Source organism: Methylobacter sp. BBA5.1, assembly GCF_000746145.1.
In the GTDB taxonomy this organism is placed as follows: domain Bacteria; phylum Pseudomonadota; class Gammaproteobacteria; order Methylococcales; family Methylomonadaceae; genus Methylobacter; species Methylobacter marinus.
The window spans coordinates 1-25,819 of the sequence record NZ_JQKS01000011.1 but is presented as its reverse complement, the minus strand read 5'-3'; the positions used below and the strand labels follow the sequence as shown (position 1 = coordinate 25,819).

At 52.7% G+C, this 25,819-nt stretch carries 32 protein-coding genes; 18 read left to right on the top strand and 14 right to left on the bottom strand.

The annotated features are described in order from the left end of the window. Window positions 1–5 precede the first annotated feature (5 nt). The 3 genes from mobA to EK22_RS07680 are packed head-to-tail and all read left to right on the top strand — an operon-like array spanning window position 6 to window position 1,922. Complete coding sequence (mobA, locus tag EK22_RS07690; RefSeq protein WP_020161140.1) at window positions 6–602, top strand: molybdenum cofactor guanylyltransferase MobA; 597 nt, start codon at window positions 6–8, stop codon at window positions 600–602. Beyond that, complete coding sequence (locus EK22_RS07685) at window positions 595–1,422, top strand: formate dehydrogenase accessory sulfurtransferase FdhD (RefSeq protein WP_020161139.1); 828 nt, start codon at window positions 595–597, stop codon at window positions 1,420–1,422. The genes mobA and EK22_RS07685 overlap by 8 nt, the downstream gene beginning before the upstream one ends. Then, on the top strand, window positions 1,422–1,922 hold the full coding sequence (locus EK22_RS07680; RefSeq protein WP_036249600.1) for an endonuclease V: 501 nt from the start codon (window positions 1,422–1,424) through the stop codon (window positions 1,920–1,922). The genes EK22_RS07685 and EK22_RS07680 overlap by 1 nt, the downstream gene beginning before the upstream one ends. Window positions 1,923–1,975: 53 nt before the next feature. Here the strand turns inward: EK22_RS07680 and EK22_RS07675 are convergent, their stop codons facing one another. Both EK22_RS07675 and htpX read right to left on the bottom strand, forming a co-directional pair. Further along, window positions 1,976–2,206: a DUF2835 domain-containing protein gene (locus EK22_RS07675; protein ID WP_020161137.1), complete on the bottom strand. Its 231-nt coding sequence runs from the start codon at window positions 2,204–2,206 to the stop codon at window positions 1,976–1,978. A gap of 45 nt (window positions 2,207–2,251) precedes the next feature. Next, on the bottom strand, window positions 2,252–3,124 hold the full coding sequence (gene htpX / locus EK22_RS07670) for a protease HtpX (RefSeq protein WP_036249597.1): 873 nt from the start codon (window positions 3,122–3,124) through the stop codon (window positions 2,252–2,254). A 112-nt stretch (window positions 3,125–3,236) separates the two neighbouring features. Between htpX and EK22_RS07665 the strand changes: the two genes are divergently transcribed. The 3 genes from EK22_RS07665 to EK22_RS07655 all read left to right on the top strand — a co-directional run bounded on the left by EK22_RS07665 (window position 3,237) and on the right by EK22_RS07655 (window position 6,162). Continuing rightward, window positions 3,237–4,355, top strand: coding sequence for a PQQ-dependent sugar dehydrogenase (locus EK22_RS07665; RefSeq protein WP_235209246.1), 1,119 nt, complete (start codon window positions 3,237–3,239; stop codon window positions 4,353–4,355). 19 nt (window positions 4,356–4,374) lie between these two features. Beyond that, complete coding sequence (locus EK22_RS07660) at window positions 4,375–4,974, top strand: NUDIX domain-containing protein (RefSeq protein ID WP_020161134.1); 600 nt, start codon at window positions 4,375–4,377, stop codon at window positions 4,972–4,974. A gap of 315 nt (window positions 4,975–5,289) precedes the next feature. Then, the gene (locus tag EK22_RS07655; protein ID WP_036249592.1) at window positions 5,290–6,162 is read left to right on the top strand and encodes a transglycosylase SLT domain-containing protein; all 873 of its coding nucleotides are present in this window, start codon (window positions 5,290–5,292) and stop codon (window positions 6,160–6,162) included. Window positions 6,163–6,437: 275 nt separating this feature from the next. Here EK22_RS07655 and EK22_RS07650 read toward each other — a convergent pair whose 3' ends face one another. From EK22_RS07650 to EK22_RS24660, 6 genes are all read right to left on the bottom strand, one after another. Further along, window positions 6,438–7,022 (bottom strand): PqiC family protein, encoded by a 585-nt coding sequence (locus EK22_RS07650; protein ID WP_020161132.1) that lies wholly within the window; start codon window positions 7,020–7,022, stop codon window positions 6,438–6,440. Between the two features lie 6 nt (window positions 7,023–7,028). Further along, complete coding sequence (locus EK22_RS07645) at window positions 7,029–8,612, bottom strand: PqiB family protein (protein ID WP_020161131.1); 1,584 nt, start codon at window positions 8,610–8,612, stop codon at window positions 7,029–7,031. Between the two features lie 2 nt (window positions 8,613–8,614). Next, window positions 8,615–9,220 carry a paraquat-inducible protein A gene (locus EK22_RS07640; RefSeq protein ID WP_027147521.1) on the bottom strand — a complete coding sequence of 202 codons (606 nt, stop codon included), beginning with the start codon at window positions 9,218–9,220 and terminating at the stop codon, window positions 8,615–8,617. A 1-nt stretch (window position 9,221) separates the two neighbouring features. Beyond that, the gene (locus EK22_RS07635; protein ID WP_036249589.1) at window positions 9,222–9,851 is read right to left on the bottom strand and encodes a paraquat-inducible protein A; all 630 of its coding nucleotides are present in this window, start codon (window positions 9,849–9,851) and stop codon (window positions 9,222–9,224) included. Window positions 9,852–10,071: 220 nt separating this feature from the next. Then, on the bottom strand, window positions 10,072–10,623 hold the full coding sequence (gene fae / locus EK22_RS07630) for a formaldehyde-activating enzyme (RefSeq protein ID WP_020161128.1): 552 nt from the start codon (window positions 10,621–10,623) through the stop codon (window positions 10,072–10,074). Then, window positions 10,613–10,807, bottom strand: a complete 195-nt coding sequence (locus EK22_RS24660) for a hypothetical protein (protein ID WP_161786402.1) — start codon at window positions 10,805–10,807, stop codon at window positions 10,613–10,615. Before EK22_RS24660 ends, fae begins: the two co-directional genes overlap by 11 nt. Here EK22_RS24660 and EK22_RS07625 point away from each other — a divergent pair. Genes EK22_RS07625 through EK22_RS07615 form a run of 3 tightly spaced genes read left to right on the top strand, consistent with a single transcriptional unit; the run spans window position 10,806 to window position 14,585 of the window. Next, on the top strand, window positions 10,806–12,650 hold the full coding sequence (locus EK22_RS07625; protein ID WP_036249586.1) for an LTA synthase family protein: 1,845 nt from the start codon (window positions 10,806–10,808) through the stop codon (window positions 12,648–12,650). The two genes, EK22_RS24660 and EK22_RS07625, sit on opposite strands and share 2 nt — an antisense overlap. A gap of 55 nt (window positions 12,651–12,705) precedes the next feature. Continuing rightward, entirely contained in the window at window positions 12,706–13,824 is a 1,119-nt protein-coding gene (locus EK22_RS07620) for a hypothetical protein (RefSeq protein WP_036249584.1), read from the top strand. A 23-nt stretch (window positions 13,825–13,847) separates the two neighbouring features. Further along, window positions 13,848–14,585, top strand: coding sequence for a DUF434 domain-containing protein (locus EK22_RS07615; protein WP_036249583.1), 738 nt, complete (start codon window positions 13,848–13,850; stop codon window positions 14,583–14,585). 23 nt (window positions 14,586–14,608) lie between these two features. On the opposite strand, the gene EK22_RS07610 is transcribed toward EK22_RS07615, so the two are convergent. Then, a complete protein-coding gene (locus tag EK22_RS07610) occupies window positions 14,609–15,112 on the bottom strand; it encodes a CDP-archaeol synthase (RefSeq protein ID WP_036249580.1) in 504 nt (167 codons plus the stop codon). Window positions 15,113–15,283: 171 nt separating this feature from the next. Between EK22_RS07610 and gstA the strand changes: the two genes are divergently transcribed. Then, window positions 15,284–15,895 (top strand): glutathione transferase GstA, encoded by a 612-nt coding sequence (gene gstA / locus EK22_RS07605; protein ID WP_036249576.1) that lies wholly within the window; start codon window positions 15,284–15,286, stop codon window positions 15,893–15,895. A gap of 70 nt (window positions 15,896–15,965) precedes the next feature. Here gstA and EK22_RS07600 read toward each other — a convergent pair whose 3' ends face one another. Next, a complete protein-coding gene (locus tag EK22_RS07600) occupies window positions 15,966–16,592 on the bottom strand; it encodes a helix-turn-helix transcriptional regulator (protein ID WP_020161122.1) in 627 nt (208 codons plus the stop codon). A gap of 210 nt (window positions 16,593–16,802) precedes the next feature. Between EK22_RS07600 and EK22_RS07595 the strand changes: the two genes are divergently transcribed. The 5 genes from EK22_RS07595 (at window position 16,803) to EK22_RS07575 (ending at window position 20,856) form a co-directional block, all read left to right on the top strand. Beyond that, window positions 16,803–17,183: a group I truncated hemoglobin gene (locus EK22_RS07595; protein ID WP_020161121.1), complete on the top strand. Its 381-nt coding sequence runs from the start codon at window positions 16,803–16,805 to the stop codon at window positions 17,181–17,183. A gap of 24 nt (window positions 17,184–17,207) precedes the next feature. Further along, window positions 17,208–18,188, top strand: a complete 981-nt coding sequence (locus tag EK22_RS07590) for a 2Fe-2S iron-sulfur cluster-binding protein (protein WP_020161120.1) — start codon at window positions 17,208–17,210, stop codon at window positions 18,186–18,188. Between the two features lie 201 nt (window positions 18,189–18,389). Then, window positions 18,390–18,731: a hypothetical protein gene (locus EK22_RS07585; protein WP_036249573.1), complete on the top strand. Its 342-nt coding sequence runs from the start codon at window positions 18,390–18,392 to the stop codon at window positions 18,729–18,731. Beyond that, window positions 18,728–19,324: a c-type cytochrome gene (locus EK22_RS07580; protein ID WP_020161118.1), complete on the top strand. Its 597-nt coding sequence runs from the start codon at window positions 18,728–18,730 to the stop codon at window positions 19,322–19,324. The genes EK22_RS07585 and EK22_RS07580 overlap by 4 nt, the downstream gene beginning before the upstream one ends. After that, on the top strand, window positions 19,321–20,856 hold the full coding sequence (locus EK22_RS07575; protein ID WP_200882571.1) for a cbb3-type cytochrome c oxidase subunit I: 1,536 nt from the start codon (window positions 19,321–19,323) through the stop codon (window positions 20,854–20,856). The genes EK22_RS07580 and EK22_RS07575 overlap by 4 nt, the downstream gene beginning before the upstream one ends. A gap of 135 nt (window positions 20,857–20,991) precedes the next feature. On the opposite strand, the gene EK22_RS07570 is transcribed toward EK22_RS07575, so the two are convergent. From EK22_RS07570 to EK22_RS07555, 4 genes are all read right to left on the bottom strand, one after another. Beyond that, window positions 20,992–21,780, bottom strand: coding sequence for a pentapeptide repeat-containing protein (locus EK22_RS07570; protein ID WP_081917795.1), 789 nt, complete (start codon window positions 21,778–21,780; stop codon window positions 20,992–20,994). Window positions 21,781–21,873: 93 nt separating this feature from the next. Further along, a complete protein-coding gene (locus EK22_RS07565) occupies window positions 21,874–22,779 on the bottom strand; it encodes a hypothetical protein (protein ID WP_036249571.1) in 906 nt (301 codons plus the stop codon). A gap of 372 nt (window positions 22,780–23,151) precedes the next feature. Then, a complete protein-coding gene (locus tag EK22_RS07560) occupies window positions 23,152–23,628 on the bottom strand; it encodes a DUF2939 domain-containing protein (protein WP_036249569.1) in 477 nt (158 codons plus the stop codon). 70 nt (window positions 23,629–23,698) lie between these two features. Beyond that, complete coding sequence (locus EK22_RS07555) at window positions 23,699–24,241, bottom strand: hypothetical protein (RefSeq protein ID WP_020161114.1); 543 nt, start codon at window positions 24,239–24,241, stop codon at window positions 23,699–23,701. A gap of 403 nt (window positions 24,242–24,644) precedes the next feature. Here EK22_RS07555 and EK22_RS07550 point away from each other — a divergent pair, with 403 nt between their 5' ends. From EK22_RS07550 to EK22_RS07540, 3 genes are all read left to right on the top strand, one after another. Then, window positions 24,645–25,118, top strand: coding sequence for a hypothetical protein (locus tag EK22_RS07550; RefSeq protein ID WP_152565028.1), 474 nt, complete (start codon window positions 24,645–24,647; stop codon window positions 25,116–25,118). 109 nt (window positions 25,119–25,227) lie between these two features. Next, on the top strand, window positions 25,228–25,479 hold the full coding sequence (locus EK22_RS07545; RefSeq protein WP_152565027.1) for a hypothetical protein: 252 nt from the start codon (window positions 25,228–25,230) through the stop codon (window positions 25,477–25,479). 43 nt (window positions 25,480–25,522) lie between these two features. Beyond that, the coding region (locus EK22_RS07540; protein ID WP_161786401.1) for a helix-turn-helix domain-containing protein at window positions 25,523–25,819 on the top strand (297 nt) is incomplete at its 3' end.

The window sequence follows — 25,819 nt, the reverse complement described above, 5'->3', positions numbered from 1 at the left end:
GCATTATGAACAGTCAAACAAAAGTAACAGGCGTTATTCTCGCCGGTGGTCTGGCCCGGCGCATGAATAACCAGGACAAAGGATTGGTGAACTTCAAAGGCCGGCCGATGATCAGCTATGCCATTGCCGCGCTGTCGCCCATGGTTGATCAGCTGATCATCAATGCTAATCGTAACATGGAGCAGTACCGCCAGTTTGGCCTGCCCGTCGTTGCCGATCAAACCGACAGTTTCGACGGACCTCTGGCGGGGGTGTTGACGGCTATGATTTATGCCAATGCCGACGTACTGGTTGTCATGCCGTGCGATTCGCCGCTGGTTACGACTGAACATTTAGAAAAACTGCTGTCAACGCGCGCCGAACAAAATGCCGACGTGGCCGTCGCCTTTGATGGCGAGCGCCTGCATCCGGTTTTTCTGGCTATCAAGAGCACGCTGAAAAACAGCCTTGAAGCCTACCTGGCCAGCGGCCAGCGTAAAATCGATCTGTGGCTGGAGCGGCAGAATATGGTGAAAGCGGACTTCAGCGATACGCCCGAGATCTTTATGAACATCAATACCATGAATGAATTGACCGCGCTGGAGGCCGACGATAATGACTGAATCCTATCAGCCGTCAATGACCGACGCGGGCCTGAGTTTTTCCAGGCCGGCGGTTGCCATCGATGAACACGGCGAGTCGAGAGAGATTGAACTGGTCGGCGAGCGGGCGCTGACGATTTATGTCGACAAACAGGAAATCGTCACGCTGATGACCATTGGCACGCATCCCGAGTTGCTGACATTGGGCTACCTGAAAAACCAGGGTTTTTTCGAAGACATCCGGGAAATCAAGGTAGTGCAGGTGGATTGGGAGACTGAGGCGGTAGCCGTGGTCACTGACCACAGACACAGCGATTTTTCCGAGCAGATGGCGCAACGTACCGTCACAACCGGGTGCGGGCAGGGTACCGTATTCGGCCGTCTGATGGAAAAATTAAAACGGATCAGAGTGCCGGAAAGCTCAATCAGGCAATCGACCCTCTACGGCATGCTCGATAGCCTAAGGCAGTACAACGAGATTTACAAGAAGGCCGGCGCCGTCCACGGCTGCGCCCTGTGCAGCGGCAGCCATATCGATTTTTTTGTCGAAGACGTCGGTCGGCATAATGCCGTCGATGCCATCGCCGGCTATATGTGGCTGAACGGGATTTCCGGCGAAAACAAGATTTTTTATACCACCGGGCGCCTGACCTCGGAAATGGTGATCAAGGTTTCGCAAATGGGCGTGCCGGTTTTATTGTCGCGTTCCGGCGCCACGCAGATGGGTTTGGAAATGGCCCGGCAATCGGGCGTTACCCTGATCTCCAGAGCCAAAGGCAAGCATTTTCTGGTTTTGAACGGCGCTGAAAACATCGAGTTTGATGCCGTAAAAGCCGACTGATGCTATTGGCTGTCGATGTTGACTATCGGGACGCCCATGCGTTCATTGCCGGCATTGCTTTTGAAAACTGGCAGGATGCCAGTGAACAAAACGTGTTCAGAAGCCAGCTCGGAAACATTAAGGCGTACAGGCCCGGGCAGTTTTATCGCAGGGAGCTGCCTTGCATACTGAAACTCATTGAAGAGCACCAAATCGTGCCCGATGCCATTATCATCGATGGCTTTGTTTATCTGGACGGTAAATCAAGACCGGGCCTGGGCAAATATCTGTATGACGCCTTGCAGGAAAAAATCAGCGTGTTGGGCGTCGCTAAAAAGCCATTTAGAGGCATAGCCAGGGAATGCGAACTCTACAGAGGGGCGAGTAAAAAGCCGCTCTATGTCACCAGTGCCGGCATGCCGCTTACAGACGCCAAACAGCACATTAGATCCATGCACGGCCCGTACAGGATACCGACGCTGCTGAAGAAAGTGGATCAGCTATGCAAAACCATGCCGTAGCGAAAAGGCCGGTAAGGTACGCGGAAATCCCAAAACAGCTTTGTCTTCGGCGCTCATCGCAATCGGTGCAGACGGACGAATTTGTTTTCGGCGGTCAGTTCCATTTCAAAATAGCCGTTGATGCCCTGGCGGGTCAGAAACGGCTGAATATTGCCGGCGGGAAAAGCGATTCTTCTGCCGTCGTCGGCAAGCACGGAAATGTTTTTGGCAAGACCTTGATAAACCTTAAGGCATTGCTCGCGGGAAAGGCTGAGGGAAAAGCGGATGAACTGGTGTTGAGGCATGGGCTCAGCAAAGCCGGGCAGCGGACTGCCCGGCTTGTGGATGGATTAATGTTGGCTTTGCAGGGCGGCAATGCGCTCTTCCAGCGGAGGATGGCTCATGAACAGTTTTCGCACGCCGCCGCCGTTGATGCCGAAAGCCGCAAACTGGCCGGGCAGGTCTTCGGCTTGTCCGCGCTGCAGGGCGCGCAGCGCGCCGATCATTTTTTGGCGCCCGGCCAGGTTGGCGCCGCCGGCGTCGGCTCTGAATTCCCTGTAGCGAGAGAACCACATGACCAGCATCGTGGCCAGAAAGCCCAGGGCAATTTGCGCAACCATCTGCACGATGAAATAAGCCGGTCCGTACCCCTCTTCGGTTTTGAACACCGTGCGGTCGACCACATGGCCGATCACGGTGGCGAAAAAGTAAACGAAGGTGTTTACCACGCCCTGCATCAACGCCATCGTCACCATATCGCCATTGGCGACATGGCTGATTTCGTGGCCGACGACCGCTTCCACCTCATCGGCATTCATGTTTTGCAGCAGGCCGGTGCTGACAGCGACCAGGGCACTGTTTTTGTTCATGCCCGTAGCAAAGGCATTCGGTTCCGGGGTCTGGAAAATACCGACTTCCGGCATGCCGATGCCGGCTTGTTGCGCCAATTTGGCAACGGTATCGACCAGCCATTGCTCGGTCCGGTTCTGCGGAGATTCGATTACGTGCACGCCCATCGCATTTTTAGCGGACCATTTGGAGATGATCAGTGAAATTATTGAACCTGTCATGCCGATGACTGCCGAAATGATCAACAAGGCGTTCAGGTTAAGATCCACGCCCTGAGCATCCAGCATGCCGCTTAAACCCAGGACATTGAACACGATACTGATGACAACCAGTATCGCCACGTTGGTAGCAAGGAAAAGAAGAATACGCATCATAATTTATGACCTGTAAGTATGGGAAATTTTCCAAGGATATGGGTATGAATCAAATTAATTCAATAGCGTTCCGCGGTGATAATATAAAAATTTATTTATGGAGGGCATCGTCATGTTTTTTAACAAAATAATAGTGTCCGGCCTGCTGCTGTTCAGTGCCGTTCCGGCTTTTTCACAACCGGGCCGGCATCAGGATGTCATCGAGCAATTGCAGTTGCCGGCCGGATTTCATATTTCTGTTTTTGCCGACAATGTCCCCAATGCCCGGTCGCTGGCATTAGGCGATAACGGCACGGTCTTTGTCGGTACGATGCGCCAGGGCGCTGTTTATGCCGTGCAGGATACCAATGGCGACGGTGTCGCCGACAAACGGCATGTCATCGCCAGGGATTTATATATGCCCAATGGCGTGGCCTATAAGGATGGCGCGCTTTATGTGGCGGAAGTCAATCGCATCATTCGTTTCGATGACATCAACAAGCGCCTGAATAATCCCCCCAAGCCGGTCACGGTCTACGATAAATTGCCCTCGGATCAGCATCACGGCTGGAAATACCTGCGCTTTGGACCTGACAACAAACTCTATACAGCGGTCGGCGCGCCTTGTAATATCTGTAACCCTGAAAAAGAGATCTACGCCTCGCTGGTGCGGCTGAATCCAGATGGCAGCGACTTTGAGATTATCGGCCGCGGCATCCGGAATACCGTCGGTTTTGACTGGGAGCCGGTTTCGAAAACCTTGTATTTTTCAGAAAACGGCCGCGACTACATGGGCGATGACAGGCCGCCCGACGAAATCAACCAATGGTCTGTTAAAGGCGAACATTTCGGCTATCCGTATTGCCATGGCGGCGATATACCGGATCCCGAGTTTGCCGGCGACAGAAAATGCCGGGAATTCACGGCGCCGGTCTGGAAAATCAAAGCGCATATGGCGGCTCTGGGCATGCGTTTTTATCAGGGCGATCTGTTTCCGGCCGACTTTAAAAACCAGTTGTTCGTCGCCCAGCACGGTTCCTGGAATCGCAGCAAGCCGCATGGCTATCGCGTGGTGCTGATAAAATTCAGGGAGGGCAAGCCGGTCTCGGAAGCACCGTTTGTCAGCGGTTGGCTGACCAAAGAAGACAAGGTGCTCGGGCGCCCCGTGGATGTACTGGAAATGCCGGATGGCAGTGTCTTGATCAGCGATGATGAGCTGGGCGTCATCTATCGAGTGAACTATAAAAAATAACCCGTATCAGGTAAACGGAATGAAAAAACAATTTGAGATTATTGACAGGGAAGTTGGTTACCAGGGATTCTTCCGGCTGGAAAAATACCGCTTGAAACATACCTTGTTCGCCGGCGGCTGGAGCGCCGAGATAGAGCGCGAGCTGTTCATGCGCGGCAATTGCGTCGCGGTTTTGTTATACGACCCTGATGCCGATAAAGTCGTCTTGATCGAGCAGTTCCGGGTAGGCAGCCTTATGCGCCCCGAGAAAGCCTGGATGCTGGAAATTGTCGCCGGCGCCATGGAGGAGGGCGAGACGGCCGAGGAAGTCGCTTACCGCGAGTCGATGGAAGAAGCCGGTTGTGAAATTCAGGAATTGATGGTCATTAATGAATTCTATACCACGCCGGGCGGTTCTTCCGAATGGATCACCCTGTTTTGCGGCAAGGTCGACAGTACCCATGTCGGCGGTATTCATGGCCTGGATCATGAGCACGAGGATATTATGGTGCGCGCCGTGCATTTTGACGAGGTCTATCAGATGCTGGAGGACCGATTGATTGAATCCGCCATTCCCATTGTTGCCATTCAGTGGCTGGCTTTGCACAGAGAGCAGCTTAGGCAGAAGTGGGTCAAATAATTTTACACCTGATGTGCTTGGTAAAAGCTGTTAATAATCAAGTAAATAAGGGTTGTAAGCGGGGTGGTTGCCCGTGCATGAGGCGCAACGTGAGATCGGGTTGCCAAATCAGGTCTTGTAGCTAAAAGTATATATAATCAAAGAACTAAATAATCTTTGTCAGGCGATATATGAGCTTAAGTGTCGGTAAATTTTACACTTACCGATAAGCGGTCGGCAGGGTTCAGCCTCAACATTATAGAAAATAAGGCAATTACAGTTCTGGCACGCAACATGCTCTAAATCAATCTCGTGCAACACAGAGTGGAGAGTGGCATGAGTTGGAACACAGTAATGATCGTCGTACTGCTAACCCTTTGTTCTTTTTGGGCGCAAGCAGCCAAGGTTGACCATAAGGCGGCAAGTATCCGAAAAATGGCTGTAGCCTACGAGCATGGCCGCGGCGTTAAAAAAGATTACAGAAAAGCTTTCAAGTATTACTGCCGGGCCGCCTACAGGGGCGATGCGATCGCGTCCTATCATCTCGGCTTCATGTATTTTTACGGGCGCGGCGTGCCGCGCGACCTGTCGCTTTCAATGTATTGGTTCCGCCAATCCGCCGACAAAGGGGATGCTTATTCCCAGCGCATGGTAAAACACCATAAACATGTCAAGCCCGTTTACGACTCGGCCTGTGACCCGGAGTCGAGGGTGGCGCGCCGGCCGTATGCCAGCCATGCCAAGCGCAAAATTGTCGAGTCCTGGGTTAATAAAATAGCACCGGCATACGGCATCGATCCCAAGTTGGTACTGGCTGTCATCCAGGCTGAATCAGCCTTCAATCCCAGGGCTTTATCCAATAAAAACGCTCAGGGACTGATGCAACTGATCCCGGCGACGGCTGAACGCTTCGGCGTCAGGGATGCCTGGAATCCGGTTCAGAATATCAAAGGCGGCACGGCCTATCTTAACTGGCTGATCCACCATTTCTCCGGCAATGTAGAGCTGGTATTGGCCGCCTATAACGCGGGCGAAGGCGCGGTCGAACGCTACCATGGCGTGCCGCCTTATGAAGAAACCCAAAATTATGTCAAACGTATCCTGTCCCGGTATAAGAAAAGAATGCATCCGATACCCGTAAGGCAAGTCGGCAAACCGCTTCCGTTGCATCAGGCCGTCGTTCAGGACAGGCCGGCGGCTGATGGTTGATTAGGAACGTGAATTTTATAACGCCCGCAATTGACTTGTCTTTCTGTCCCTCTTCGGCGTTGCCTACAGGGATGTAGGTAAGGAGCGTGAGCAGGAGCGGAAGCTTTGCGCAAACAGTTACATAGCTTGCTATGCGCCTGTTTGCGCGCCTCGGCAACTGCTCCATGCGTCGCCTAAAGCGCCTACTGTTGGTGCTCTACCTCCTGCATCCATGCAGTCGTTGAACAGGAACAGAAATCCTGCCTCAATCGCGGGTCTTATTTCATTCCCGTTCCTTAGTTTAACTCGGCCAGCGCCAGGGAGAGTTCGCGGCTGAATTCGGCGAGCAGCGCGCTCAATGCCTTGACCGTGCCGGCATGCGAGGTGTCAGCGAGCGGCTGTTCGATTTTGGAGCGGCCATGGGTCAGGATTTGGTGGTTTTGTTCATTCATGATGGCCCAACCGGCTTCCAGGTTGGCGGATTGACCGGGCCGCGTATCGAACCGGACTACATCGATAATCACGCGATAGTCGACCGAGCCGAATGCGCCCCAGGGATAGGAGCGAACGATATCGGCCGGCAGCAGCAGGGAAAGATTATGCGTTAATACCCGGGTCATGTCGTCTTTTAACGGCGCGGCCCATTGGTGAAACGCGGCGATTTCTATGGTGTTGGCCGGGGTGCGGGTCACTATTTTCTGGCGGTCTATCAGGGCCGGGATGGAGAGGGGGCCAACGCCGATCAGCTGTTTTTTGACTGCGCCTGTTGTCGCTGGCGCGGACTCGTCTAACGGTTCCAACACATAAAACTGCGTCGGCGGCGTCGACGCGCAGCCCGACAGCAGCAGACTGGCAACGATTATCCATTTTGAAAATTGCATGCGTGTTTATTCCTCTTCTTTACCGCGAATCAATGAATCCGGATGCTGTTCGAGATAATCGGACAGTTGTTTGACCGATTTCGCCGTTTGGGTCAGCTCCCGGAGCAGTTGTTCCAGTTCGTAGTGGGTCGTGGAGCCGGGCTCAAAGGTGTTTAACACTTGCTGGGCCGAACTGATCGTATTGTCGGCATGCCCCAGCGTGCCTTTCGCTGAATGGAGCATGTCGGTCGCCGCGTTGGACGTGCCCTGCAATGATACCAGCGTGGCGTCGATGTCCTGGCTCAGTTTGTCCAATGGCAGTTTGGCAACCTTGTCCATGATGATATTGGCCGCATGGGTAAACTGGTCCAGGGAACTGGCCGTGGTCGGAAACTGGGGGTAAGGCGTCGTGTTGGCGCTCAGGATAACTTCAGTGTCCGGATAAAAATCCAGGTCGACCAGCAGCTGCCCGGTCAGCAGGCTGCCCGTTTGTAATTGCGCACGCAAGCCTTTATCGATCAGCCTTTCGAGCATCGATTTATCGCTGACGCCGGCCTGGTTGTTCACTTTCTTTATGCGATCCGGCTCCAGTTCCACGATGACCGGCACACGAATTTCCGCTGTTTTTTTGTCCAATTCCAGGCGGATGCTGGTGACCTTGCCGATCGGGATGCCGCGCAAATGCACCGGTGCACCTTCGGTCAGGCCGCGTAGTGAGCCCTGGAAATACATGACATATTTCAAGGTATGGGCGTAGACCGTCTGGGTCGATTGCTCATAGGTATCGTATAACTGAAAAAGCGTGTTTTCAGGCTGGATGTCGGCGGCTGTATCATGAGCCGATGCCCGAAAAGCGATGCCGCCGCTTAACAGCGAGATCAGCGGCCCGGTTCTGACTTTAAAGCCATTGACGCCGGCCGATAAATCGACGCCGCTGTCTATCCAGAAGCGGGTGTTTTTCCTGACAAACTGGTCGTAAGGGGCGTTAATGAAGATCGTCAAATGTATGGCATTGGCCTCGGCGGACAACTCATGGCTGAGCACTTCACCGACGATAATGCCGTGGAAATTAATTGGCGTGCCGGGGCGCATCGAACCCAGGTTGCTGGTTTCCAATATGAATTGCGTGCCTTCGACATCGGTTTTCAACGGCGGCGGCGCAATGAGGCCGGTAAAATGCTCCTGCTTGCGGCCATCGCCGGGCTTTATGCCGATATAGGGGCCCGATAGCAAGGTGCCGAGACCCGAAACGCCGCCCAGGCCGACTTGCGGGCGCACGACCCAGAAACTGGTGTTTTCCTTCAGGTAACCGGCGGCCGTACTGTTCATCCGGGCTGTCACGCGAATGGTCTTGTTGTCGTCGTTAATGGAAATGGCCGTCACTTTGCCGACCTCGACATCCAGGTAGCGGATCTTGGTTTTATCGACTTCCAGTCCTTCCGCCGTCGGGAAGGTGATGGTGATGACCGGACCTTTTTCCATGCTGGCTTTATAGATCAGCCAACCGCTGACCAGCAGCGCAATGATGGGCAAGAACCAGACCAGCGGCAATTCGGATTTTTGATGGAGCGCTACGTCTGCGGCGTCGTAAGAGTCGTTGAAATTGTTCATACTTAGCGTTGGTTGTCCCAGATAAGGCGTGGATCGAAACTTTTGGCCGCAAACATTGTGAGAACCACGACGGCGGCGAAGGCTGTGGCCGCGGGCCCGGCAATAACGCGGGCAATGCCGCCCAGATCGACCAGGGAAACAAGGATGGAAATCATGAAAATATCGAGCATGGACCAGCGGCCGACAAAGGCGATAATGCGGTACATGACCGTCCATTTGTGGGCGTCGACCTGCCAGCGGTAATGCACGCACAGCAGTAATAAGGCGATGCCCAGCAGTTTCAGCAGCGGCACCAGAATACTGGCAACCAGGACCAGTATCGCGATCGGCAGCATGTCGCCTTTAATCAGTTCAATAATGCCGCCGATGATCGTATGCGGTTCGCCGGCGGTTAATTGCGTGACCGTCATGATAGGGTAAAGGTTGGCCGGAATGTAAAGCAGGAATGCGCTAATGAGTAGGGCCAGTGTGCGCTGCAGGCTGTTCGCCTGTCGCGCATGCAGCGGGCTGCCGCAAAGCCGGCAATGCCGGGGACGGTTTGCCGCCGGGATTTTTGTTAAACAGCCGCAATCATGACAGCGGACAAACCCTTGTGCCAGCGCGTTCATTTCAGTTTTCATGGCGATGGTTATGCTGCAATTGCTCGATGCGGCGCCAGAACAGGTAAGGATCCAGACAACTGGCCAGCAGGGCGTTTACGATCAATAAGGCAATAAAGGCATACAAACCGAAGCCGAACCGGAGATCAGCCATCGATGCCAGCTTAACGCAGGCGACGATAATGCCCAGCATATAAACCTCGAGCATGGCCCATTCTTCAAGGTGTTGCAACCAGCGCATCCAGTAGGGTAAATACCGGTTGGGCCGCCGAAAATAAAGATGGCCGCTGACCAGCACGGATAAAACAATATTGATCAGAGGGACCAGAATGCTGGATAAAAACACCAGTATGGCGATCGCCCACATGTCTTCCCGGTATAACGTCAACACGCCGGACCATAATGTACCGTCGCGGGTATTGCCCAACACTTTGATGCCGACCAGCGGCAACAAATTGGCCGGCAGGATCAGTATCAAGCCGGTGAGGGACAAGGCAAACGTGCGGGCAACGCTTTGCTTGCGCGGACGCTGGAGCAGATAGCCGCAGCGGGGGCAGCGCGCCTTGTCGCCGACAGCAGGCCGGGCCGGGTTGAGCAATAAATCACATTCGGCGCAGGCATCAAGTTCAATTCTACTCATGGTCCAACTGTTGTTATGCGGGTAAATTGAGTTATAGCAGAGGTCTCGTTCATTAAAATATACCATGAACCTTAAGCGGACATGAGCAAATAAAAACCTGCCCGGACGCTCAGCAGGGCGTCAGCGGTAAGGATGGTCGGGAGGTCTGGCGGGATTGGCTTAAGAGGCAAAACGCCCGGCCTGGATACCCTGGCCGGGCGTCGGGAATATTATTGCAAAATTACCACTGGGATTCGCCGGTTTCCGGGTCGTACATTTCATGGACGATTTTCTTGCGGTTGGCAATCAGTTCCTCAATGCCGGGTGAATTGCTCATGGCGCGTGAAATCGCCAGTTTCATGGCTTCATAATTGGTGCGGTATAAATCCTTGCGATCCAGATCCGGGTCCGTTGCACATTCAGGTGCAATCCAGATCATCGCGATAATACACAAATCATTGGCCTGATCGGCCGGAATCACACCGTCTATCACACTATCCAGCACCGCATCGGCGACGGCGGATTGCACGGGGCCGCCGAATAAATTCACATAGGCACTGGATTTGATCGTGACTTTCGGAACCATGATGGTGGCGGGGCGTACCTGCTGGTTGCAGGCGCGAATGGCGAACATGCGCGTATGGCCTTCGGTTTGCCCCATCAGATTGGCGAAGGCATGCCCCGCGGGGCCTTTGACATCGCCTATGAGTATTTCAGGCATGGCGTCCGTGCCTTGGCCTTCGCTGGAAAATACCGTCGCTTCGCCGGTTCTGAACCAAATTTTATCTGACATTGAGAAGCCCCAAAATAAGTGAAAGAGACAGGCATTCTATGATGGATAAAGCGCGGCGGGCAATAGTAGAGGATGATGAAAAATAAATGCCTGCGGGCAGGGCAGGCAGCAAGAACGGTTGTGATAAACTAAATCGGTTCGCCACCCTGATTTGACTGTTTTCTGGAATATCATTGTTAGCCATGTTATCAAAATTATTGCCCGTTATTTCCACAACGGTATTGTATGCGTTGTATTACCTGATCAGTGTCTTCAAGTTCGATGTGCAGATCCACTTTAAGGCGGTGCCGTACGATTATCTTCTGCAAATTATTATCGCCTATCTGCTTTTTGCCTTCTCAAAACGCCTGTGGATTTTTTTGGTGATCCAGTCCCTGGTGATGGGTATATTGTATGTTGGTAATGCCATAAAAATATCCTTTTTCGGCGGCCCGATCATGCCGGATGATATTTATGCATTACGTTCCCTGTTGCTGATTCTTGACGGATGGCGGTTTTTTGCCGCGGCTGTGCCGTTGGCCGCCATTGCCAGCCTGTTGCTGTACAACTTCAGCATGCGCCACTGGAGTTCCTATCTCGCCAGTCTGGTCGTGCTTTTGTTCAGCATTACCCTGGTTTATGAACCGACCTCAATCGTCAAACCGCTCGATCAGTTTTTTGGCAATTCGGTATGGGATCAGCGCTCCAATTATTTATGGCATGGCGCGACCGTTTACACCATTCAGGAGAGTGCGCGCCGGTTCGCCGACGCCGATGTGACGCCCGATCAGGACCGGGCACAGGAATCGGCCGAAAACCTGCTGGCGGCTGTGCCGAAGAAAGTCGGCGGGCCTGCATTTACGCCGCGCAACGTGCATATTGTCTTGCTGGAGTCTTTCTGGGATCCGAATGAATTAAAGAAAGCCCGGTACCAACAAAATCCCCTTGCGCCGGAATTTCGTAAACTTTGGAAAAAAGCCGGTTACTCTCATGCCATGGCGCCGGTGTTCGGCGGTTATACCGCCAATTCGGAATTTGAAGTCCTGTGCGGATTCCCGGTCGTCAAGGATAATGTCAAATTCGAGCGCCGGCTCTTGAACGATGTCCCCTGCCTGCCGCATATTCTTGGCGAAAACGGTTACAAAACCATGGCCTCTCACCCTAATGTGCCGGTCTTCTGGAATCGCGTGAATGCTTATCGGCGCATCGGTTTCCAGACCTACTGGTCGCTGCAGGATTTTGTCAAGGACGACATGAACCGCGAGTTTCTGTCCGATGTCTCGCTGTACCGGCAGGTCATGGAGAAAATCCAGCCGGCGCTGGATGCGCATCAGCCGATTCTGGATTACATCGTGACCTATTTCGGCCATTGGAATTACCCTTTGAGCGAAAGCCGGCCCAATAAGATAACGTCACCCTCGCCGGTCGAGGAAGTATCGGGCTATGCCAATACGGTCTATTACAAGTCCCGCGAAATGATGGATTTCATTAATGAAATGCGCAAACGCGACCCGGACGGCATCATCGTGCTGTTTGGCGACCACCTGCCTTTCCTGGGCGAGAATTTTGCCGGCTATGTCGATTCAGGCGTGCTGGCGGCCAATCGCAGCGACTTTACGGCGGAAATGTTCAAGTTCTATGTCAGCACGCCGATGCTGATCATCGATGGCAAACGCGGGCCGATCAAATTCGGCAGCATGCCACTTTATCAGGTGCCTAAAATGATACTTAACCTGTTGAATTTCAATGAGCCGACGATCATGGATTACACCGATTCCATGCCTGATATGCGGGTGCGGCCATTGCCCGGCCTGCATTTCAATCTGACTGGAGACCAGAAAGTGGATCTGTGCAAGGAACCGCCGTACTCGGCGGGCTGCCGGGCATCAGCCAGATGGCTGCATGATGTGCTCACGGTCAGCAATGACTTGTTCATGGGCCGCCAGTTTACCCGGCCCAGGCATCTGCCCAGGGAGCCGGCAGCGCCTGAACCGGTCACCGCCGAGATCATCGCCCGGCAGGAAGCCGGGGGCAGCAAGGCGAAATAAGACACAGGGGCAGGCCGATCCGCCGACTGCCGCTTGATTTTTCCGGAGAAAATGCATGAAAAAATATGTCACCGCGACTGTTCTCAGTCTCGCAATGATGCTTTCAACTCCCGGTTTTGCCGGGCAGATCAATGTGCCGCTGCAGATCGATTACGGTTTGATTGAAAAAGCGCTGAATACCCAGTTGTATAAAGACGAAGGCCATTCCGCCAAGCTTTGGAATGACCGTCAAGGTTGTAGTTTTCTAAAGTTTTCCAACCCTCAGGTCAGCGGTCAAAATGGTCAGGTGCGCTTGCTGAATGACGTTCAGGCCCGGTTAGGGACCGGATTCGGCGGGCAGTGCGTGACCATGCTGGATTGGGACGGCATCCTGGAGACTTTCCAGCAGCCGACCCTTAACGCCGAACAGTCGGTCGTGACTTTCCCCATTACCCGAGCCAATGCCTACGACCGCGAAGGCCGCCAACTGGCGATCGACAAATTGCAGGACTTGATCAGGCGCGTCGCCGAGCCCAAACTGGCAGCGGTGAAAGTGGATCTGAATGAATCCCGGGTTGAAATCCAGCAAACGCTGGCCAGATTTTTACCGAAGCAGAATGCCGCGCAATTTCAGGACATGCTGGACACGCTGAAATTCAGCCATATTCAGGCTCAGGATAACGGCATTAATGTTAATCTCGCCTTTAATGCGCCGGCTCAAATGGCGGCAGTCAAACAAGCGCCGGTCCAGGCCCTCAACGAAGCGGAGCAGCAACAATGGGCGGCCGCCTGGCAGCAATGGGATGAGTTTCTGACTGCGGCGATCAAACAGGCCTCCGACGATACCCAGTCGCAAGAGCTGCGTGATACCTTAATGGAAATTCTGCTCGATTCGAGGGCCGCTTTCCAGGCCGGCCTGAAAGGCCAGGATAGCAGCGGCGCGGATCCGGTCCGGGTATTTTTTACCGAGACCTGGGTGCGCCTGGCGCCCGTCCTGAAAACCATCGCCAGGGAAGTGCCCGGCATGCAGGGCATGCAATATTTGACCTTCATAGCCGCCACCGATGTCATGTATGAACTTGAGAGTCTGGGCGCGCCGTTCGGCCTGGAGATTTCCACTGACGGCTTGCGCAGGCTGGCGCGCATGCTGATAGCCGGCAGACAGGAGCGCATGGAGTCGAAGCCGATGCGTTGACGCCGGCTATCATGAGGCAAAATATGAATACGCATGAACAAAGGCACCGAAACGCGCATCTGGGCGACAAAACGCTGTTCAGCGGCGGGCGTTTGCTGCGTTTGCATCAGGCGGTTTATGATCTTTGCTGGCTGCTTAATCGCGGTTATGCCCGGCCTTCGGCCATCAAACTGGTAGGCGATCACTATCAGCTGCTTAAACGCCAGCGCCTGGCCATTGCCAGGGCGGCCTGTTCGGATGCCAGCCGGGAATTAAGATCCGGCAAGTGTCTGCCGGTCGAGGCTGTCAAGGACCGGCAATTGGTTATTGACGGGTTTAACCTGATCATTACGATAGAGACTCTCATGGCGGGCGGTGTCGTGCTGCGCTGCCGGGATGGTTGTATCCGCGATATTGCCGGCATCCACGGCACTTATCGGCAGGTCAATGAAACCGGCAAGGCGATCGCGCTTATCGGCGGAGTGCTCGAATCTTTCAGTCCGGAAAACGTGCTGTGGCTTTTCGACAGGCCCGTTTCCAACAGCGGGCGTCTGGCGGTCCTGGTGCGCGAAATCGCTCAGGAGCAGGGCTGGAGCTGGCAGACCGCGTTAATTGATAACCCCGACCAATTCATCATTCGCGCCGAGCAAGTGGCGATTACGTCCGATTCGGCCGTCCTGGACGCGGTAGAGCAGTGGGTCAATCTGGGCGCCTACATCGTCTCTCATTTTTTTCCTGCCGCCTGGGTGATCGATTTTTCCAATAGCAACGGCCCGGTCTGATACGACTTTTGGAGAGTAACCGGTCAATAAGGGCGGTTTTTGATATGAAGCCGATACAGGACCGGCGAGAGAAAGATTTCAACCAGAAAAAAGATCAGGGCAATCGCTAAAATATCCAGCCATCCCAGGCCCAGTTGCGTCCGCAACAACAGCGCAGGCATGACGGATTCGGGGATGGTATCAACGCCGCGAACCCGGCTGCTTTCGGCATGGCCTCGCCGGCGTTTGATAAAACTGGCCAACAGGTCGCCCGACATGGTCGCCAGGCCGAATAAGGCGCCCTCTTGCGCGGACAGCCCCAGGACCGGGGCAATGAGCGAGGCGGCGATGACCGCAATGACGATGCCGCGCCAGGTTTTGCTGTAACCGAACAGCGGATAGCCGTCGCCTAACGTCAGTCCCATATCCACCGGCCAGCTGAACCGGGCTTTAAACCAGCGGCGAGCTAAAACCGGCGCGCCGTTGGCGGCCAGCAGCAGCATAACGGTCCGGCCGATACAGATCAGGCATGGTTCGATATTCGTCATAAACAATTCCGAAATCGATGATTATAGGTTTCCGACCATTTTTTTTGAACAACTCTCAAAACCGGACTATCCAAATTCAAAAAATCCGGTTCCTTTGGCTCCCCGGCATCGGCCGGCAAAACCGACGTTATTCAGTCAGGTTCTTTGGTGAAACCTTTCGGGAGATTGACGATGAAACTCTACTACGCTCCAGGTGCCTGTTCGCTGTCGCCTCATATTGTGTTATGCGAGGCGGAACTGCCGTTTGAACTCATTAAAGTTGATTTGCAGGAAAAGAAGACGGAAACCGGCGAGGATTTCCGCACTGTGAACCCTAACGGCTATGTGCCGGTACTGGTGCTCGATGACGGGCGCCAACTGACGGAAGGGCCCGCTATCATTCAATACATCGCCGATCAGGCGCCCGGGAAGCGATTGGCGCCGGAAGCCGGTACGTTCGAGCGTTACAATTTGCAGCAATGGCTGAATTTTATTTCCACCGAATTGCACAAGACTTATTCGCCGCTGTTCAATGCCAACATGCCCGCGGAGGCCAAGGCACTGTTTCGGGGAACACTGGCATCCCGTTTTCAATGGGTGGCGGATCAGGTTGCCTCGCAACCTTATCTTCTGGGCAGTGATTTTACCGTCGCGGACGCTTATTTATTTGTCATGCTGCGCTGGGGAAAACTGATGGCGATCGATATTTCACGCTGGCCGCCCCTGGTACAATACCAGAACAAGATCGCCGATCGCCCCGCGGTAAAAAGGGCGCTACAGGAAGAAGGGCTTGGCGCCGGCTAGGCCGTGATGAACCGGACGGACATGAAGGGAAGGGGGCTGGTGCGCTTCGCCGACTGCCGGCACCGGTCTGTCAGTTATTTTTGATAATAAATTTGCAGGAACAGTCATTACGCGCCATGCACTCGGTTTGTTCGATCGGCCGGTTCAGTAACGCGGACATCAAGGCCCGGTCGAATTCACACAGTTCCGGAAATTGCTGGGCAAGATCGTGATAAACGCAATTGAAGGCACGTATGCTCGGCGTCGGGGCGTTCTGCTCCTCCGTTGCGTGATAGCCTAGCGCCTGCATGGTCTCAACCAGTGCGGTGATCCTGTCCCCCGGTTCCTTATCGTTGAATTGCGCCATCAGCGTTTGCGCGAACTTGGCGCCAAGCCTTGCCATGTAACGCCCGAAAGCTTCATCGCCCATTTCCGCCTTGAGTTCCGCCAGCATTAAATTACAGAACCAGGCATATTGTTTGGGAAACCGGTTGATGCCTTTTTCCGTCAGGACATAATTTCTGGATGGCCGCCCGCCGGTGATTTTGAAAGTGTCTTTTTTTATGAGATCGCTACTTTCGAGGCTGACCACATGTTGATTGACGGCATTTCTAGAGATATTCAGCGCTGAGGCGATTTCATCAAGGCTCATGCCTCGCCTTGCGTTCAGCAGCAGTTTTAATATCTGATCTTGGCGCGAGCTTGTTCCGTCAGTCATGGGTATTTCTTGCTGTCATTGCGATTAACTTTAATAAATATTCAAAAGTTATCAATCAACTGAAGATGATAAGGATGGAAAAATTATAGTGTATGCAATCCCCTTTTGTCATATAAATATTGCAAAAGTTAAGTATCGATACTAAACTAATTTTCGGGCACTAATGCCCTCCCATAACTATTTAATAATAATTTTTAAAGGTACTTAACGATGAGTGAAACACCTACACTGACACTTTATGATCAACTCGGTGGCGAAGCGGCTGTCAATGCAGCGGTCGATATTTTTTACCGCAAGGTTTTAAGCGATCATCGGATTAACCGCTTTTTTGACAATACCGATATGGAACAGCAAGCGGCAAAGCAAAAAGCTTTTTTAACGATGGCTTTTGGCGGCCCTAATAACTACAACGGCACCGATATGCGCAATGCGCATGCCAGACTGGTCAAGATGGGCCTGGATAATTCGCATTTTGATGCGGTGATGGAACATCTAAGTGGAACTTTACAGGAATTGAATGTTCCACAGGAATTGATCGCGCAAGTTGCCGCAATTGCGGAAAGTACGCGCAGTGACGTTCTGGGTAAATAGTTAAAGAAAGCTTGGGTATTGGCCATGAAGAAAATATCGCTAGGTGATCAAGTCAGTTTTTGTTATGAGGGCGAAACCGTTCTTGACGCCTTGTTGCGCGATAATATCGACATTCCGAACAGTTGCAAGCAAGGGGCTTGCCAAAGCTGCATGGTGCGCAGCCTGGATGTTGAGCCGCCAGTGGCCGCGCAAAGCGGCCTGAAAGATGTATTGCGCAAGCAGAAGCATTTTCTGGCCTGCCTGTGTTATCCGGAACAAGACATGGCCATTACCCTAAGCCAACAGCCGGAGTTCTTTACCGAGGGCACGGTGATGGAAAAACGACCGCTGAATCAGGAAACCCTGTTGTTGACGGTCGAATGCAAGGAACCACTGGATTTTTATGCCGGCCAATTCGTCAATCTCAAACGCGTAGACGGCCTGATGCGCAGCTATTCAATCGCAAACAGCCGGCTGCACGACAAAAAATTAACCTTTCATATCCGCCGCCTGGCGGGCGGACGATTCAGTGAATGGGTTCATCAGGAACTGCTGGTCGGTGATAAAATCGCCGTTTCGGACCCGCAGGGGCTTTGCTATTATCTGCCTACCCGGTTCGAACAAAACATGCTGTTGATCGGTACGGGCAGCGGCCTTGCACCGTTAGCGGGCATCATAACCGAAGCATTGCAACAGGGGCATACCGGAGATATTCATCTATTTCATGGCAGCCGTGAAATGGATGGGCTTTACTGGATTGAAGAAATGCTGGAACTGGAACGGCAATATCCGAATTTCCATTACACGCCCTGCGTATCGCGCGGCGACTCGCCCGAAGGCGTGGCGGTAGGCCGTGCCAATGATATCGCCTTGAGCCGGCTGCCTGATTTGAAAGGCTGGCGAGTCTTTCTGTGCGGGCACCCGGAAATGGTCAACGAGACAAAAAGACAGGCCTATCTTAACGGCGCGAGCCTGAAAGACATTTATGCGGATGCCTTTCATGTGGCATCCACTTCGCTTGATTGAGCCGATCGTCCATGAAGGCGCGGCCTCAATAGATAAATTTCTTGTATTTAGCCGGGTGGCGATAGTGTGTTGCAGCTGAGTTTTGCTTTTTAGTGTCGCAGGGCTTAGAGGTTTTGCTTGTTTCCCGCCGAGATGGACAGTAAGCTGTAAAAAATTGTAGGGGTGAATTCATTCGCCCATAATCATCTCTTTCAACCGGCCATGATTGAACCCGTTGCTTTAAAAGACTTCTTTATCACGTTCTTTTCCTCGGCGTTGATCATTCTGGCCGGCGCCGCTTATGCGCTGCTGTTCGCCTGGTCCAAAATCAACTCACATACCGGTATCAAAATAGGGGCTCTGGCGGCTTATGCCGTGCTGGTTGCGTCAGTGCTCGAACTGACACGGGCTGCGCAATTTCAGGGTTATTGGCTGATTATTTCCGTGGCGATGGTGATCGGCTATTTCTTTGCACCGATCGGTATCTGGCATCTGTGCCTTAAAACGCATGGCCATCCTGATGATACCTCAATAAAAACAAAAATACAGGAGGATGAGCAATGAACGAAACACCGCTATGGGCTTCGGAATCATTCTGGAAAAAAACCGCCATTTGGGTCACCGCCGGATCGTTTGTGATTCTGATCGTATTGACGATGGATTCGTTGAGTCAGACCACGGCGGGCGGCAAGCGGGTGCCGCCTTATTCGGTCATCAACAAGAAAATCGACTACCGGTTCAACAAGGAACTCAATAAATCAGTGCCGGTCATCGGCGGAGATGAGTTTTTATTCGGCAAGCAGCTGAGCGAACAGGAAGCCGAGCAGCTGGTCGATCTCGGCAAGAAAACCGCTCAGAGCAGAAACTGCATGAATTGCCATACCATTCTGGGCAACGGCGCTTATTACGCGCCTGACCTGACCAAGGCCTGGCTGGATCAGGGCTGGCTCTCGAAGGAGTTGCGCGAGGATCTGATGGTCAAGTTTCTGATGAATCCCGAGAGCAATGCCCGTACCTTCGGCAGCAACCGCAAAATGCCCAATCTGGGCATCACCGAGCAGGAAGCGGAAGGCCTGGTCGCGTTTTTAAAATGGATGTCCAGTATTGATACCAACGGTTTTCCGTATAACTTCAAGACCATCGAAGCGGAGGAATGATCATGAGTACGCCCCAATTAGACAACGTCATTCCCAAACCGGCTTCGGTCCTGGATAAGGCGCGAATTTACCGGGACAAGTTCAAAGCCTGGGTAAACCTCGACAGCAGCAATCTGACCGCCGGACAACAACTGGCCGTCAAATATTTCACCGTAGCGGTCATTTTGTTTGTCGCCCAGATACTGTTCGGTCTGCTGTCGGCCCTGCAGTTCATCTATCCCGGTTTTCTGTACGGCATTCTGGATTTCAACGTCAACCGCATGGTGCACATCAACGCCATGATCGTATGGATGCTGTACGGCTTCATCGGCTCTATTTACTGGCTGATCGAAGACGAAAGCGGCACCGAAATCGTTGGCTTGAAATGGGCCAATATCGCCTTCTGGGTGCTGACCGGCGCCGTCACGCTCGTGGTGCTGGTTTACCTGTTTGTGCAGGTCGGACCGGGCAAGGATTCCAGCCTCTGGTTCATCAACGAGGGCCGCGAGTATATCGAGGCGCCACGCTGGGCCGATCTCGGCATTACGGCGGTGATGCTGGTGTTCTTCTACAATGTGGTGGCGACGTTCAGCAAGGGTAACTGGTCCGGCATCGCCGGGGTTCTGGTCCTGGACCTGATTGCGCTGGTGGGGCTTTATCTGGCCGGCATGTTTTACATGACCAATATTACCCATGATCAGTACTGGTGGTGGTGGGTGATTCACCTGTGGGTCGAGGCGACCTGGGAAGTGCTGGTCGGCGTGATCATGGCCTGGTCGCTGATGAAACTTCTGGGCGTCCGGCGCAAGATCGTGCAGACCTGGCTGTATATCGAAGTCGCGCTGATGTTCGGTTCCGGCATCCTGGGGCTCGGCCATCATTACTTCTGGATCGGAATGCCCGAATACTGGCTGTCGGTAGGCGGCTTTTTCTCGGCGCTGGAGCCGATTCCGCTGGTCGCGATGGTCGTGCATGCCATTTACGATTCCGGGGTGCACGCATTCAAAACGGTCAATCATCCGGCGCTGGCCTGGGTCATCGCCCACGCCTTCGGTAATTTTTTCGGCGCCGGCGTCTGGGGCTTTATGCATACATTGCCCCAGATCAACCTGTACACGCACGGCACGCAGTGGTCCGCATCGCACGGGCATCTGTCATTCTTCGGCGCTTACGCCACGATCAATATCGCCTTCTTTTATCTGGCGATCCAGCAGTGGCGAGGCAATGTCTGGATGGCCGCCGGCACCCGGCATGCCTGGCGCTGGAAATGGGCCTTGGGTCTGTTGAATGCCGGTGTGGTCGGCATGACCGTCGCGCTGCTGATCGCCGGTTACGAACAGTCGTTTATCGAGCGGGCCGTGGAAGGCTCGACCTGGGCCGGATATTTTGCCGCGCAGAACCAGCCCTCGTTTCAGCATGCCATGAACTGGCGCATGTTCTTTGGCTTGGTGACGGCGGCCGGCCTGGGGTTGCTGGTATGGGATTTACTGACGATCGGCAAGTATGAGGAGCGAAAAGCCGAGAAAGTGGTCGAGAAAGTGATCGTCCATTAAAGCGGCGTTTGTCTGTCAGCGCCTCCGCCGGAGGCGCTGACAGAGGCATTAAAACGAAATATCCCACTGCATCCGGGCTCTTTCCTCGGACTGTTCCAATAGGCGGCTGCCATTATTTTCATGCCTGAATGGCGATTAATCAAACACAGCGGATTCGATGCCCTTGCTGGAATCCAGGCCTCGCAGTGTTGCCTTGTCTTTAATGCGGTTAAATTTCGTCCCGGTCACTGTGCTGTTTGTGAAATCGGCATCCTTCAAGCGCGCGCCCGATAGATCGGCACCCGTCAGATCGGCGCCGGAAAAATTGGCTCTGGAAAGATCGGCGTCGAATAATATCGCATTTTTCAGCTTGGCTCCGGACAGATTGGCCATTCGCATCAGGGATTTGTTCATATTGGCGTCGGACAGATTGGCTCCGGACAGATTGGCATTATTCAAGCTGACCCGCATCAAGCCCATTGGCTGGTTTTTCATATCGACGCCCCAGTCGGCATGCGACAGGTTGGCATGGCTGAGATTCGCCCGGTCAAGATTGGCGATAAACCGGCTGCCGGCCAGATTGGCGTGGCTCAGATTGGCGCCGACCATGTGCACGCCGAAAACACTGGTATTGGACAAATCAGCACCGGAAAGATTGATCTTCGACATGACGGTCAAATCCAGGACCAGGCCCGATAAATTACTGTTGCTCAAGTTGCTTCTGCGCAGGTCCGCGCCCCACAGGTCGGCATGCCGAAAGTCCAGTCCGGACAAGTCCAGGTCGGTCAGGTCCTTTCGGCGCAGGTCGGCAGGATGCGCCTTGTCCGCTTTAGCAAGCAGCTGTTCTATGGCCGCGCGATCAAAATCGGCCGCTGATGCCGACAGGCAAAACAGTCCGGCCGCCAAGCCCGGACCGAACATACGGAATTTCGAATACATGTTCATTTTGCATGGCTCCTGAAGTAACTCAATCAGTCAAAAGTAAGAGCCGGAACTCTACCGGCAGTTCACAGGTATTGCAAATTGTCTCTTGTGAGATCAATGCTCCTGTTCGTTTTTCTTTTTCTCTCGCAGTTCAGGCAAGTACCGGTGCACTTTAATCGAGGGCAGAAAAACTTCATCCTGTATTTCGACATCGATACGTTTCAGGCGCAAGGGTTTGTTCTCCGGATTTTCCGACAAGGCCCGGAAGCGGGGCAGGGAGGTGTGCTCGGCGGCCAGGAAAAAGACCGGCCCGACTGCCATGCAGACTTTTCGGCGCAAAATTCTGTTTTCATCGAACCAGGCAATATTGGCGCGCGGATGGTTAGAGGGCGGCGAGACTTGCGCCAGAGGTTCATCGAATGGAATCGTGGCCAGCAGTTTCAGTTGCATCTTCAAGCCGGCGATATAGGCCGCTTCACCGCCGCCGCTAATTTTCTTTTCCAGCAGATGCTGCGCATCGGCGACGCTGAGCCTCGATACCATGCGGGAGCGGAACCAGGTAAAAGAAATCGATTCCAGGGCATGGGGAAAATAGAAGAATTTCCGGCTTGCCTGGCGGCGGCTGAAACGGGCATATCCCATACGCTCCAAGGCATATTTCGACAGCGGCATCTGGGTCTCGTCCAGCTTGACCAAAATCTTGTCCATGCGCATTAGCAAGCGCTGCAAACCGTGACGCAATTGATTTACCCGCTCAATTTGTTCCATCGTGGCCAGATCGGTCCCGCACATGCCAATGTAATTGAGCGTCTCTCCAGGCTTCATTTCGTCATTGGCATAGACTACCAGTTTAATAAAGGCCGCCAACTGTTCGCGGTCCGCCGGCGCGTCAAAGTGCTGCGCCCATAACGGGTAGTGATGTTGCTCAAGCAAGCGGTCGCTCAACGCCTGCTGTTCGGATAACAATTGCTTTAAGATTTGGTCCAGCTCGGCTCTGAGCTCAGAATGAATAGTAGGCATGGAAATCTCCTTCTTGGATATATGCAGATTACATTTATATCATAGACATATATGTAAGGCATAAGAAATATCCTATCAGGCTTTCACAGCATTAGCGCGAAACCTTTGAGGCCTGAGGTACCCGGGGGAAACAGCCGGGGGTTACCTAATGATTAATTATTTAAATCGCACGGAAAGGCAGTCTATTTACGTATTTCGATGCCTTCGATAGTGTCCATTATCGCCATACTTCGAAAGCTTCAGACTGGCCGCGTGTCATGAAAACTGAAGCTCAGGATGACGGACGACCTGAATCAGTTGCCGCCGGTCTTTAGTCCCGGTTACCGGAGTCTGAGTTCTCTTAACAGAGGGAAGACTATGTCTTTGACAAAATTACCCGGCTTTTTCGATGGCGACAATCATCCAGGAGGAATAGCCCGTCCTCTCCAGGGTGATGACCGTATCATCGTCAAAATTGACCCTGACCTTATTGAAATCGACATACTGGAAGTCATAGGCAAACATACCTTCGGGCTTTTCCTGATTTTTTCCCTTGCTGGTCAAAATCACTTTGACGATTTCCGGAGTGGTCCCGGTATCGATAATCGAACCGAACATTTGATTGCCTATGGCCGCGCCCATCCGGAAGAACGGATTGCTTGGCTGGGCTATCTGCCCGATATTAGCGCTGACGGCAGCCTTGGTATTGGTTTTGAGTTTTTCAAAATCGATGTATGCCGTTAAATGACCGGGGTCTTTTTCAAAAAGCACCTCGCGGAATTCCGTCATGAATAAAGAAGGGCTGAAATAGGATCTGGCAATAACGGCAAGCACTAACAGGCTGCCGGCTAATAATTTCAATTTGAACATTTGTTTTTTCAGTTTTTAAATGAATCAAGGGCGCTGTAGTCTGTGAACAGCGCTTACAGGGATGGAAAAATTATCGTCTTAGCATGGCGGGATCGGAAACCGGGTCCATGACTTCGAAATCGCTTGGTGAGTCGCCTGGCAATGCGTTATCGATCGAGGTCTTTCGGCAGGTCATGGCGACAAACTCCATTTTTTGTTTAAGCTCATGGGGCGGTGGCGTTCCAGTGTTCTGGATTTTTTCCAACAACTTGAAATCGTCATAGCTCAGGCGGCCCACCATATTCTTGCTGGCGCAGCCGCAATAGTCCATGATCAAATTTTCAGGGACGCCGTAATTGGCAACGGACGTGCGCTGGCTTTGATAACAGTTGGCATAAATGGATTGTACAAGCTGCTGTTCAAAAGCTGTTGTGCCAGACGGAGTGCGGGTATCGTTCAACGCCGGCGCGCTGCCGTACTCGCTGCCGTAGCCTCTACCGTAATCTCTCTCGGAATAGCCGTCGTAATCTCTGTAATCCCTATAACCGCTATAGTCCCTATAATTCCTGAAGTCTCTGCCGTACTCTTCTCCCGAGGCGATAAGCGGATAACCCTGCAGCCCTGTCAGCGCCAAAGCAGGCAGGATTAAGTATCGCCGGATGTCAAAAGGCCGTTTATATTGATTAGAGACAGGCAATACCCTAATGAATACACTGCAAAGCAGTAAACAGAAAAGCGTGATTCCAGGCATGGTTTAAGAGCGCGGCAAAAGAAAAAATAATGTTTTTAAAACGTGAAGCGGCAATATCTAAAAATCATCCTGTTATTCTATATCAATACAAGTTATATGTTTGCGCGTGCAGACTAAAAAACTGATAAGCCTTTCTCAAAAGTTACTTTTATTAGCCGGGATTGAGCAAATTATAAGATACTTGAATTCAGATAATCATTGGTTGAATATCACTAAACGTGCATTCTGCTCCGCTGTTAAGATTTGCCGGATGCTTATTTATCTTTAATTTCTATAGGCGAGAACCATGAAGTTGCCAGTTATTCAAATGCTCTGCGCCGTTGCGCTCTCAGGCGCTATCGGCGTTGCGTATGCTGATGAGGGTAAGGACGAATCAGGAAAGGTGAGGGAAAAAGGCCGGTATTCCTTCGAGAAAGATCGGGGGCACGAGAGAGGCCGGCATGATGACCGTTGGGAAGATGATAATCATGGATCTTACTTCCATGAGCATGGTTATACCCATCTTGACATTCCCCCGGGTCATTATCCGCCTCCGGGCGAATGCCGTATCTGGTATCCCGATCGTCCGGCCGGACATCAACCGCCTCCCGGAGATTGCGGTCATGTTCCTCCCGGCGCCTGGGTAATTCATCACCCGCGTGATATGCCGGGGCGCGTGCATATCAATGTGTATGAGCCCGATTATCCCGGCAGGAGTCATATCGTCGGCGAGTTCGATATCGGCTCAGGTCAATTCATACGGATAATCCTGCAGGATTGATGCTCAAATTACCGGTAAATATCCAGTATTTATTTTCAAGGTTGCCACTATGCCGAGTTGGAGAATTGAAATTTCAGACGCTTCAGGTCAAGCAACATGGCTTGATCTTATGGATATTCAACGACCGTTAAACGAGTGGCGAGCTGTCGATACCGATGCTTTCCTACCAGACAAAGGGTATTTTATAAACCAGTTTAAGCGGGTCGTCCCGTCCGAGCAGCCTTCCTGGTTTCTCAGCGATTTCGATATTGACGAGGTACAAGTCGGCTCGACCGGTTGGGGCGGAGTTTTGAAGAACAAGGGCTGGTTTCCCGAGGGTGAGGTACAATGGAAAGTCCTGTCTCCGATTGCCGACGGCTGACAAATTCTAGTACGACGAATCCTAGTACTTAGTCATACTTGATATGTCGGATATTGCCCCCACATCTGTTGCTTTCCCCGTTAATGGAACCGAGAAATTGGCAGCAAAGAAATATATAGTCCGGCTAAGTAAAGAAGAACGTAATGATTTGGAAGGCTTGGTACGGCGAGGAAAAGCGGTGGCTTACAAGAGGCTTCATGCGGAAATACTCCTGAAAGCGGATGTCAGTCCCTTGGGAGGTCAGTGGACAGATCGCCAGATCAGTGAAGCCTTCGGCATTTCAACGCGCACGGTAGAGAGAGTTAGGCAGCGATTAGTTGAAAAGGGATTAGAAGCCGCG